The sequence below is a fragment of the Novosphingobium indicum genome, from assembly GCF_014645195.1.
GTDB classification, from domain to species: domain Bacteria; phylum Pseudomonadota; class Alphaproteobacteria; order Sphingomonadales; family Sphingomonadaceae; genus Novosphingobium; species Novosphingobium indicum.
The window spans coordinates 1-10,904 of the sequence record NZ_BMLK01000050.1 but is presented as its reverse complement, the minus strand read 5'-3'; the positions used below and the strand labels follow the sequence as shown (position 1 = coordinate 10,904).

Genomic DNA, 10,904 nt, shown 5'->3' with positions numbered 1-10,904 from the left:
CCACAGCGTCCGGCAGCATCGGCATCTCCGTCGTCAGGCTCCCAAGCCTTGCCCAACCCGGTTTTTGCGGGTCTCCAGCTGCAAGCGAACAGGTAGGCATTGTCGTAGGCGGACTTGACCCACTCCCCGTTGATCCTTTGGATAGTCTTGGTCAGCAATGGTGGGGAACCATTGTTCGACATAGTTGAGATATAAGAAAACATAGTAATTCTGAAGTGTCCTCATAGAGTTTACATCCTAAGTTTTGACCTCCCCTACGCCAGAACATCATTCAGGCGAACGAACCCGTCGTGAGAGTCGATGACTTCACGCGCTTTTTTTCGTTGCAGCCTGAATGGATGTACTGCGGGGCCGATCAATTCATCGGATGACGCTATTTACCCGAATCGGGGGTGGTCGAATCAATATGAATCGACACCGGCCTGCATCTTTTTTCGAAGTCGGCTGCGGAAGCCGCCCGAGACCCGGCGCTGGCGTATGCAGAGGCTGGCGGGGCGGCGTCGAACCGTAAAGGGGCCGTCGCATCCTCGTCATGGCAAATGACATCAGGGCGCAATCAAGGGTTCTGCTATTTCAAATTCGTGTGCACGAAATGCGAACTCTGCTCAGCTATCTCTTGACGATGGCCGCCGGGGATCGAACTGCGAGGTTTTTGTGAGCAATATCTGATGCTTTTATGCAGCACATCCTGATCAATGATATCGCGAGTGCACGACGCGAGCGAGGCCAGACCCAAGCGGAGCTTGCCAAGGCCCTCGGCGTCGATCGGCAGGCCATAATGCGCATAGAAGCAGGCGTCGGGTCGTTCAGCCTCTTGCTGCGCATGATGGTCGCGCTCGATTACCATCTCGTCGGTCTCGCGCGCGGCAAGACGTTATCAGAGCAGATCGGAAATAGGCGCAGAAATTTGAGGCTTTCGAAAGCTGATCTAGCAGATCGCGCTGGTGTAACGCGCACAACGGTTAGCGCGCTCGAAGGCGGTCGAGGGTCTGTAGCCTCGCTAATGAAAGTCCTTGGCTTCCTGGGAACGAAGGCCATGAGGCGGCGCAAGCCACAGATGATCCCACTGATTCCCATCAACTCGGCTGAGCGCGACAAACGCTTCACACCCGAGCATTTCCTAGATGTTCTCGACCAGATCTGGGGTTCGATCGATATTGACCCCTGCGCGCATCCGGAGAGCCCAGTTCGGGCGCGAAGACTGATAACCCTTCAAGACGGTGGAGACGGCCTCAGGGATGACTGGTCCGGGCGACTGGCCTTTGTGAACCCGCCCTTTTCGCGCGCCATTTCATGGCTACAGCGAGCAGACGAGATGTGGAGCGCCGGGAAGGTCGAAATCGTGGTCGCGCTCGTCCCCGCCCGAACGGATGGAAATTACTTCCACGATCGGCTCTCGAAAGTTTGCGACATCGCTTTGCTTCGAGGTCGCTTTCACTTCTCCCGTGGCGAAGGTCAGCAAGATCGCGCTACCCGCGCACCGTTTCCGTTGATGGTGGTGATCTGGGGGGCGAATACCAGCGAATTGGCCCATTTCGAGAGATTGTGTTCGTGCGTTTGGATCGCTCGTGATGGCGCAAGGCATCGTTCCAAAAAAATGACGGTTGCAAAAAATGAAATCGAACTGGGCAGATCGGATTTGGTAGATATAGCCCTGCCCTCTGAACGGGCTTCAATTTCACCAAGGAAACAGACCCACAATGATTATCGATAGCGCTGACACTAAAAAAATGGAGAGCATTTCTACAAAAACCCATCATGACGAATGGCCGATTGAAGAGTATCGCTACATTTCGCACGTGGAAGACGATCCCATGGTCTTTCAGCGATATTTCAACAAACTCCAGGAAGCCGTCGATGCCACTTGTATGCTGATCGTTGATCGGATGGAGCTCAACGGTGCAGGAGATGGAGTCGTATACGATCGGCTCGATCGGCGCATCGTTGCATGCCTGGAAGGTGTGGGTGAGAATGGTGGCGGCACCACCGCTGTGGAGATCAATCATATCCCTGCGCCGGACCACCTTCAGCGTTGCGCACGGGTCGTCGAAAATCGGGCATCGGCCGAGATTTCATCGGTTTAATCTCGCTGCTGAGAAAATGTTCGGCAATTCGCTAAATGCAAATTTGCGTCTCCACCCCCTCCCGGTCGCCCATCGGCAGGACCCTGTGGGTAGCCGGGTTGGTGGGGCACTCACAGACGGCCAGAACACCCCGTGCACCTTACGAAAATGCGTTTTCTTTTCAGGCTATCATGGCTAAAATAGCTCCAACTTAGGGGGGCTTATGCAGCATATGTCGGCGCGCGACGCCAAGAACGGCTTTGGTCGACTGATCGATCTGGCACGGGCCGCGCCTGTGTCCATCGACAAATACGGCAGACCTGTCGTCGTCGTTCTATCGGTGGAGGAATATCAGCGCCTTTCGGCCCAAAGCGAAAAGAACGGAACAAACGCCTGATGGCCACGCATACTGACCTTTCCAACCTGATCTGGGAAATTGCCAACCTGCTGCGCGGCCCCTATCGCCCGCCGCAGTACGAACGCGTCATGTTGCCGTTGGTCGTCCTACGTCGCTTCGATTGCGTTCTGGCCGATACGAAAGAAGCGGTCGTGGCCGAGGCCAAGCGTCGCGAGGGCGGCAAGATTCAGGGCGATGCGCTCGATAGCAAACTGAACCAGGTAGCTGGCCATCGCTTCCACAACCGCGCACCATATGATTTCAGGAAGCTGCTCGGCGATCCGGACAACATCAACCAGCACCTGCAAGCCTACATAAATGGCTTTTCCGCAAACGTCCGGAAGATCTTCGAGTATTTCGAGTTCACTGCCGAGATTGAGCGGATGCACGAGGCAGGCATCCTGTTCCTGATCGTGAAGGAGATTGCTGGCGTCGATCTACACCCTAACAAGGTCAAGAATGACCAGATGGGGCTTCTTTTCGAGAACCTGATCCGGCGATTCAATGAACTAGCCAACGAGACGGCAGGCGATCACTTTACGCCACGTGAGGTCATCACGCTGATGGTCGATCTCTTGTTCATTGAGGATGATGCGCTGTTCCAGCAATCCGCCGCTGTGAAAACGATGCTCGACCCAGCGTGCGGCACGGGCGGAATGCTGGCTGAGGCGCAGTCCTATATGCGCAGCCGCGGAGCTGCTGCGAAGCTTTATGTCTACGGCCAGGACTACAACAAGCGAGCTTTCGCCACTGCCGCGTCTGACATGCTGATGAAGCAGGTTGACCACAACGGGCATGGCGAGAACATCCAGTTTGGCGACACCTTCACCGATGACAAGTTCGAGGGCCATAAATTTGACTATTTCATCGCCAATCCGCCGTTTGGAGTGGATTGGAAGAAGCAGCAAAAGGACATCGTGGCGGAGCATGAGCGCGGCAACTCCGGCCGCTTTCATGCCGGCCTGCCACGGGTAAACGATGGGTCTTTGCTGTTCCTTCAGCACATGATCTCAAAGTTTGAAGTCGTTGACCCTGCAAGCAATAAGTTTGGCTCACGCGCGGCGATCGTCTTCAGCGGTTCGCCCTTGTTCACCGGTGGCGCTGGCGGCGGCGAAAGCAACATCCGCAAGTGGATCATCGAAGGGGACATGCTGGAGGCGATCATCGCCTTGCCGGAGCAGATGTTCTACAACACTGGCATTGGCACCTACATTTGGATCGTCACCAACCGGAAGGCAAAGGCCCGCAAGGGCAAGATCCAGCTGGTCGACGCGCGCGACACCTGGATTCCCATGCGCCGCAGCCAGGGCGACAAGCGGCGCAAGATTGGCGAAGGGCCTGCGCTTGAGGGCGATGACCGTCCGGACGAGCCGGATCAGATTGCCGACATCGTTCGCCGCTATGGTCAGTTTTCCCAAGGCGAGCAGTCGAAGGTCTTCGACAATGACGATTTCGGCTATACTCGCGTCACGGTCGAGCGCCCCTTGCGCTTGCGTTACCAGATGACGGTGGAAGACAAGGCGCGCTTCCTCGATGCGGCACCACACCTGCTCGATGATATCCAGGCGATCGACAAGGAACTCGGGCGCGAACTGCAATTTGACTGGAACTCGGTATCCGCTGCCATTGATCGCTTGCTAAAAAAGCGCGGGTCAAAGTGGAAAGCAGCCGACCAAAAACTGTTTCGCAGCGTGTTCACCGCTAAGGATGTCGCCGCAAAAGAGGTGCGAAAGGGCAAGGGGTTCGAGCCCGATCCCGATCTGCGCGATTTCGAGAACATCCCGCTCAAGGTCGATATCGACGCCTTCTTCGCGCGCGAGGTCCTGCCCCACGTGCCCGATGCCTGGATGGACCGGAGCAAGGACAAGGTAGGTTACGAAATCAACTTCAACCGCCACTTCTACAAGTTCACCCCGCCCCGGCCGCTGGCGGTGATCGATGCAGAACTGAAGCAAGCAGAAGAGGAAATCTTGCGCCTTCTGAAGGAGGTGACGGAGTGAGCGCGTTTCCGAACATCGCCATTCGGCATCTGTTTTCAATCGGAAGCGGCGCGACGCCGGAAAGTGGCAATCCCGATTACTGGGACGGTGATATCTTTTGGGTCACGCCTGAAGATGTCAGCGCGGCGAAAGACGGGAAGATAGTCGGTACGAAGCGCCGCATCACGGATGACGGCTTGAGGAGTTGTAGCGCGCGATTATCGCCGCCCGAAACGATCGTTCTCACCAAACGCGCTCCAATCGGCCAACTTGCCGTAGCAGAGGTCGAACTATGCTCCAATCAAGGGTGCTTCTTGCTTGAGCCAGGATCGGGAGTTGACCCCCAATTCTATTTTCACTGGCTAAATGCGAACACCGCCTATCTGCAAATTTTAGGCCGTGGCTCAACATTCATGGAGCTAAGTACGGATGACCTTAAGTCGCTACGCGTTCCGCATCCTCCCATCCACGTTCAAAACTCAATTGCCGGATTTCTGAATGAAAATGTCGCGCAAATCGACACCCTGATCGAAGCAAAGCAGAAGCTGCTGGGCTTGCTGGCCGAAAAGCGGCGGACGCTGGCGGCGGAAGCGGTCATGCGTGGGTTGGACCGCTCCGCCCCCTTGCGCCCCTCCGGCATAGACTGGCTCGGCGATATTCCGGCGCATTGGGCATCGGTCCCGCTGCGCTTTCTGGTTACGTTCATGGGCGGCGCGACACCCGACACCAAGAAGGAGGAATATTGGAACGGCAAAATTCCGTGGGTTTCGCCCAAGGACATGAAGCGTGACTTTATCACCGACGCCGAAGACCATGTCTCAGAGCAGGCTTTGGCCAACAGTGCCCTAAAGATGATCGACGAAGATGCCGTTCTTGTTGTGGTTCGGGGGATGATCTTGGCCCACAGCTTCCCTACCGCAATCAACAACGTTCCGGTCACGATCAATCAAGACATGAAGGCCTTGCGCTGTGACGAACGGATCAGCCCTCGCTTTCTGAAAGCCGTGTTGGAAGGGGCGACGCAATACCTTGTTGATCAGGCAGACTCATCTGCCCATGGGACCAAGAAGCTCGAAACAGGTGTTCTGGGAGCGCTTGGCATCCCCGTGCCGCCGCTTGACGAGCAAGAACAGATCGTTGCCAGCATCGCCGAAGAGCGCGTGAAAATCGACAAGCTAGCAACCGCAACCGAACGCTCCATCGGCATTCTGAAGGAACGCCGCAGCGCCCTGATCGCCGCCGCCGTCACCGGCCAGATAGATATTCCGGAGGCCGCATGAAGATCACCAGCCTTTCGCTGTTCAACCTTCGCGGATTTGAGTTTGCCGAATTCACCTTCAACCCTCAATTCAACCTGATCGCCGGGATCAACGGCGCAGGCAAGAGCACTGTGCTTGACACAATCCGCGCTTGCGCCTCGCATATCCACCGGCAGGTTCAAGGTATCCGGATCAATCCGTTCGGATTTGATGCAGAAGACATCCGCTTCGGTTCTCCATTCGCCGATGCCACGCTCTATTTCTCGTTGGATGGCCACGAGTGCCGTTTCACTTTGCGTGAGTGGCGGGAATCCGTGGCGCGGGACGACCCGGCCAATATCGAACGTTTGCGGCGTGAAATCCTCGAAATCGAGCGCCCCAGCGACCGGCGTCGGACTCTCATGCGGGAGCTAGCGGAAACTCTAAGTTCCCCCGAACCAGCACTGTTCAGCCCCTCAGTTTCCGACATGAAAGGCTGGGCCGCCAAAGAGAAGAGCGCACCTCTCGTCATGCACTTCTCGACCCGACGATCAATGCTGACGGAGCGTGACATCGAGGGCTCGAAGACTGTGGCGGCCAAGTATCCCGCCTACTTTAACGCCCTTCGCAATTCGATGCTCAGCATAGTGCAAACCGCTGAACGAATGCGCGCCCAACGTGTCCAAGCGGCTGAACATCCTCCTGCTCGTCGCGCAGTTGAGTTGCTCGAAGAGGCTGTCTCGACCTTTTTGCCGCAATTCTCGAACTTGCGCCCGAGTGAGGAGGGGCCGCCGCGCATTCTTATCGATTACGACGGTGCCACGCTCGACATCCGTCAACTGTCGGATGGTGAGCGAAGCGTCTTGGTGCTGATCCTCGACATTGCTCGCCGCCTGACCCAGGCCAATCCGACCCTCGATGATCCGATGCGGGAGGCTGAGGCGGTAATCTTGATCGACGAGATTGACCTGCATCTCCATCCGCAGTGGCAACGGAAAATTGTAGGCGATCTGACCCGGACATTCCCCAACTGCCAGTTCATCGCAACAACCCATTCCCCCCAAGTAATTGGCGAAGTGGCCCACGAGCAAATCCAGATGATCGATGGGGACAATGTATTCGTACCGTCGCACTCATTTGGGGTTGATTCCAGCCGAGTTCTGGAAGAGCTGATGAACACAGCTCCACGCAATGCCCGCGTTGAAGAGCGGTTGGCATCGATTGCGAGGTTGATCGACGCCGAAAACACCAAAGATGCCCGCGAGGCGTTGACGAAGCTGGCCGAGGAGATCGGTGAAAGTGATCCCGAGGTCGTCCGAGCTAAACTACTCCTCGATTTCCTCGAAGAGGGTGGGGAATGAGGGCCATCGCTAAGGGCAATGAACCTGCCTGTCTCACCCAACATCGCGCACAGGACCCCACTGATTATGCTAACTACGGTGGGAAGCCCGTGCTTCGGTTAGCTTTGGTGTCCGAGCAACGCGGACTTTGCTGTTACTGCATGTCGCCAATCGCCGCAGATGCGCTGAGTATGCGAATCGAACACTGGCAGAGCCAATCAGGATACCCAGAACAAAGGCTGGTATATGCGAACTTGTTGGCAGCCTGCAGGGGTGGAGAAGGTGGGAGTGCGGATCAGTACCACTGTGATAAGCTGAAAGATGACCGGGATTTGAAGTGGAATCCTGCGACACCTGCCCATGCGATAGAAGCACGTCTCAAGTATCGAAACAACGGAGAGATTTACTCTGACGATCAGGACTTTAATGACCAATTAAACGCCATACTTGGCCTTAACATCGCAACGCTAAAGAATCGCCGCAAGGGTGTGCTCGACGGCCTCATTAAATGGTGGCAGATGAAAAAGCCAAATCAGGGCAAGGTCAGAGCTAAAGTGAACCAGTATGAAGCTGGCATAGGGAATCTTGAGCCATATAGTCCTGTCGCCGTCTGGTTTTTGAAACGAAAGCTGGCAGCATGACCAAGGTAAGTTCCGCCCGCCATACGGAAGGTGCTTTCGAGACCGTGATCGAGAGCGCTCTTTTGGCAACCGGGTACACTGCCCTGCTATCCGACACGTTCGACCGTTCGTCCGCGCTGTTCCCTGATCCCGTCATCGACTTCATCCGCGTAACCCAGCCTCGAGAATGGAAAGCGTTGGAAGCTTTGCACGGCGAGAAAACCCGCGCCCAGGTGTTGGCCGATCTGGTAAAATGGATAGATGCCAACGGCTCCCTTGCTACGCTCCGACACGGCTTCAAGTGCTATGGAAAGACGCTGCGCGTCGCGACCTTCAAGGCTGCACACGATCTAAATGCCGAACTGGAGGCACGATACGCCGCCAACATCGTCAGCGTCACCCGCCAGCTTCGCTACTCGCTTAACAACGACAACGAGCTCGACCTCGTGCTGAGCGTCAACGGCATTCCGGTGATCTCGGTCGAGCTGAAAAACGCGATGACGGGATCGACCGTCGAAGATGCAATTCGCCAGTACCGCCGCGACCGCGATCCGCGCGAACCGATTTTCGAATTCAAGCGGCGGATTCTCGCACATTTCGCCGTAGATACCGATGCGGTCTTCATGACAACTCGATTGGCTGGCCCAGCTACGCACTTCCTGCCCTTCAATCGCGGCGATGAGGGCGGCGCAGGCAATCCTCCTGACCAGAAGGGCAGGAGCTATCGCACGGCCTACCTCTGGGAAGAAGTGCTGCAGCGCGACAGCCTGCTAGATCTGCTGGCCCGGTTCATCCATTTGCAAGTGGAAGAAAAGCGCGACGACGCAGGCAGGAAGGTCAAGAAGGAAACCCTGATCTTCCCGCGCTACCATCAGCTCGAGGCCGTCCGAGATCTGGTTGCGCGGGCCAAGTCTGAAGGCCCAGGCCGCAATTATCTCATCGAGCATTCGGCGGGCAGCGGTAAGAGCAACACCATTGGCTGGCTTACCCATCGCCTTGCATCGCTGCACGACAGCGCCAATGACCGGGTGTTCGACAGTGTTATCGTCATCACCGATCGGGTGGTGCTCGACAAGCAGTTGCAGGACACGATCTACCAGTTCGAGCACAAGCACGGGGTGGTGCAGAAGATCGACGACAATTCCCGGCAGCTGGCGGAAGCGCTCGAGAGCTCGGTGCCGATCATCATCACGACCTTGCAGAAGTTCCCGTTCGTCTCGCGCCAGCTGATCCGGCTGGCTGAGGAGCGCGGGGACGATGGTGACGGGGTGCTAAAGTCCCGGAATTTTGCCGTTATCATCGATGAGGCGCACAGCTCACAGGGCGGTGAAGCGGCAACCGACCTGAAAGAAGTTCTCGGCGGGCAGCGGCTGCGCGAAGAGGCGCAGCGCTACATGGCAGAGAACGATAGTGTCGGCGAGGACGAGCTGTTCCGCAGCATGGCGAAGCGCGGTCGTCAGGCAAATATCAGCTTCTTCGCATTTACTGCGACGCCGAAGCACAAGACATTGGCGGTGTTTGGCGTTGGCGGAAAACCGGCCCACCGCTACACCATGCGCCAGGCCATCGAGGAGGGCTTCATCCTCGATGTCCTCAAGCACTACACCACCTACGCCACCTATTTTCGACTGTTGAAGGCTAGTGACGACGACCCGAATGTCGTCAGGAAAAAGGCGGCGCTGGCGTTGGCGCGCTTCCTGAAGCTGCATCCGCACAATATCGCCCAGAAAACCGAAGTTATGGTCGAGCACTTTCATGCAGCCACCCAGCACAAGGTTGGCGGCCGCGCCAAAGCTATGGTCGTAACCGGCTCGCGGCTGGAAGCAGTACGGTACAAGCAGAGCTTTGACGCTTACATCAAGGCGAGGGGGTATGCGCTCAAATCGCTAGTCGCATTCTCTGGTGCGGTGGCCGACGACAAGCTGCCCGATGTGACCTACACCGAGGAGGCAATGAATCTTGGTGTCCGTGAAAAGGAACTGCCCGACGTCTTCGCCACGTCCGAATATCAGGTTCTACTAGTCGCAGAGAAATATCAGACCGGATTTGACCAGCCGCTTCTCCACACGATGTATGTCGACAGGCGTCTGTCAGGCATCCAGGCCGTCCAGACCCTGTCGCGCCTGAATCGCACACACCCTTTCAAGGAAGACACGTTCATCCTCGATTTCGTGAACGACCGGAGCGAGATCCAGGAGGCCTTCAAGACGTACTACGAAGGTGCAGAGATCGGCGAAGAAGTCGACCCAAACAGAATGTATCAGATCAAGGGCGAACTGGATTCAAGCGGCATATACGCCCTGCATGATGTCGAACTTTTTTCAGAAGTATATTTCAAGCCGAAGTTGAAGCAGAGCCCAGCCGAACACCAAAAAATGAATGCCATTATCGATCGGCCAGTGTCCAAATTCTCTGATCTTGCGAAAACCGATCCGGCTGAAACCGAGGTGTTGCGCGGAAAGATCCTGGCATTTGGCAGTCTCTACGGCTTTCTGAGTCAGATCATTCCATATCAGGACTCAGATCTGGAGAAGTTGTACGTCTTCCTGCGCCATCTGGCCTCGAAGCTACCAAAGAAGGGCGGCAGCCCTTCCTACCAGTTCGATGACGAGGTCAGGCTCGATTACTATCGCCTTCAGAAGGTCAGCGAGGGTTCTATAAGCCTCTCCGAGGGGACTGCCAATAAACTCGACGGGCCATCCTCTGTCGGCTCGAAGGTAGCGCGGGAGGAGGAGGTTCCCCTATCCCGGTTGATTGATGTCGTGAACGACCGCTTTGGCACCGATTTCAACAATGCCGACCAGCTGTTCTTCGATCAGATTGTCGAGGCCGCGATGGCGGAAGCCAATTTGCAGCAAGCGGCCATTGCGAACCCAGGTGAAAAATTCGAGCTGTTGTTCAAGAACTTGCTTGAAGCGTTGTTTGTTGAGCGCATGGATCAGAATGAAGAGATTTTCGCACGGTTCATGAATGACAAGGCCTTCCAAGGGCTGGTCACAAATTGGCTTGCGACCGAGGCATACTCTAAGCTGCGGAAATCACATGAATAGGCCCGATATGATCGAATTGCCGAGGGTGTTACGATGCGGCAGGCAGCAAATCGTGAACTAGCTGTGTGGTTGCGATACACCACGGGATTCGCGGGACATCAATTGTGTGCCCGTGCGGCTACGGCATTGGTTGAGTTTTACGCCGACCAATTGCGCGGCCTTGACATTGGCACGCCAGATGTCCGCCATTCCGACGAGGGGCCGATTATCCAGAAAT

At 56.2% G+C, this 10,904-nt stretch carries 9 protein-coding genes; 8 read left to right on the top strand and 1 reads right to left on the bottom strand.

Features of this window, described 5'->3' with window-relative positions; genetic code table 11:
* Positions 1 to 203, bottom strand: a 203-nt coding sequence (locus IEX64_RS24575; RefSeq protein WP_229710702.1) for a hypothetical protein, incomplete at its 3' end; no start/stop codon positions are given.
* Between the two features lie 473 nt (positions 204 to 676).
* Between IEX64_RS24575 and IEX64_RS23400 the strand changes: the two genes are divergently transcribed.
* From IEX64_RS23400 to IEX64_RS23365, 8 genes are all read left to right on the top strand, one after another.
* Positions 677 to 1,714 (top strand): DNA N-6-adenine-methyltransferase, encoded by a 1,038-nt coding sequence (locus tag IEX64_RS23400; RefSeq protein WP_188823799.1) that lies wholly within the window; start codon positions 677 to 679, stop codon positions 1,712 to 1,714.
* The gene (locus IEX64_RS23395) at positions 1,701 to 2,084 is read left to right on the top strand and encodes a hypothetical protein (RefSeq protein WP_188823797.1); all 384 of its coding nucleotides are present in this window, start codon (positions 1,701 to 1,703) and stop codon (positions 2,082 to 2,084) included. The genes IEX64_RS23400 and IEX64_RS23395 overlap by 14 nt, the downstream gene beginning before the upstream one ends.
* A gap of 202 nt (positions 2,085 to 2,286) precedes the next feature.
* Positions 2,287 to 2,460 (top strand): type II toxin-antitoxin system Phd/YefM family antitoxin, encoded by a 174-nt coding sequence (locus tag IEX64_RS23390; RefSeq protein WP_188823795.1) that lies wholly within the window; start codon positions 2,287 to 2,289, stop codon positions 2,458 to 2,460.
* Positions 2,460 to 4,460 carry a type I restriction-modification system subunit M gene (locus IEX64_RS23385; protein WP_188823793.1) on the top strand — a complete coding sequence of 667 codons (2,001 nt, stop codon included), beginning with the start codon at positions 2,460 to 2,462 and terminating at the stop codon, positions 4,458 to 4,460. Before IEX64_RS23390 ends, IEX64_RS23385 begins: the two co-directional genes overlap by 1 nt.
* Positions 4,457 to 5,719, top strand: coding sequence for a restriction endonuclease subunit S (locus IEX64_RS23380; RefSeq protein ID WP_188823791.1), 1,263 nt, complete (start codon positions 4,457 to 4,459; stop codon positions 5,717 to 5,719). The genes IEX64_RS23385 and IEX64_RS23380 overlap by 4 nt, the downstream gene beginning before the upstream one ends.
* Entirely contained in the window at positions 5,716 to 7,038 is a 1,323-nt protein-coding gene (locus IEX64_RS23375; protein ID WP_188823789.1) for an AAA family ATPase, read from the top strand. Before IEX64_RS23380 ends, IEX64_RS23375 begins: the two co-directional genes overlap by 4 nt.
* On the top strand, positions 7,035 to 7,658 hold the full coding sequence (locus IEX64_RS23370; protein WP_188823787.1) for an HNH endonuclease family protein: 624 nt from the start codon (positions 7,035 to 7,037) through the stop codon (positions 7,656 to 7,658). Before IEX64_RS23375 ends, IEX64_RS23370 begins: the two co-directional genes overlap by 4 nt.
* Positions 7,655 to 10,687 carry a type I restriction endonuclease subunit R gene (locus IEX64_RS23365; RefSeq protein WP_188823785.1) on the top strand — a complete coding sequence of 1,011 codons (3,033 nt, stop codon included), beginning with the start codon at positions 7,655 to 7,657 and terminating at the stop codon, positions 10,685 to 10,687. The genes IEX64_RS23370 and IEX64_RS23365 overlap by 4 nt, the downstream gene beginning before the upstream one ends.
* Positions 10,688 to 10,904 lie beyond the last annotated feature (217 nt).

Excerpts from the sequence above, each read along its gene's own strand:
- IEX64_RS23400 (WP_188823799.1), top strand. The coding sequence starts at position 677 with ATGCAGCACATCCTGATCAATGATATCGCGAGTGCACGACGCGAGCGA.
- IEX64_RS23370 (WP_188823787.1), top strand. The coding sequence starts at position 7,035 with ATGAGGGCCATCGCTAAGGGCAATGAACCTGCCTGTCTCACCCAACAT.
- IEX64_RS23385 (WP_188823793.1), top strand. The coding sequence starts at position 2,460 with ATGGCCACGCATACTGACCTTTCCAACCTGATCTGGGAAATTGCCAAC.
- IEX64_RS23375 (WP_188823789.1), top strand. The coding sequence starts at position 5,716 with ATGAAGATCACCAGCCTTTCGCTGTTCAACCTTCGCGGATTTGAGTTT.
- IEX64_RS23365 (WP_188823785.1), top strand. The coding sequence starts at position 7,655 with ATGACCAAGGTAAGTTCCGCCCGCCATACGGAAGGTGCTTTCGAGACC.
- IEX64_RS23390 (WP_188823795.1), top strand. The coding sequence starts at position 2,287 with ATGCAGCATATGTCGGCGCGCGACGCCAAGAACGGCTTTGGTCGACTG.
- IEX64_RS23395 (WP_188823797.1), top strand. The coding sequence starts at position 1,701 with ATGATTATCGATAGCGCTGACACTAAAAAAATGGAGAGCATTTCTACA.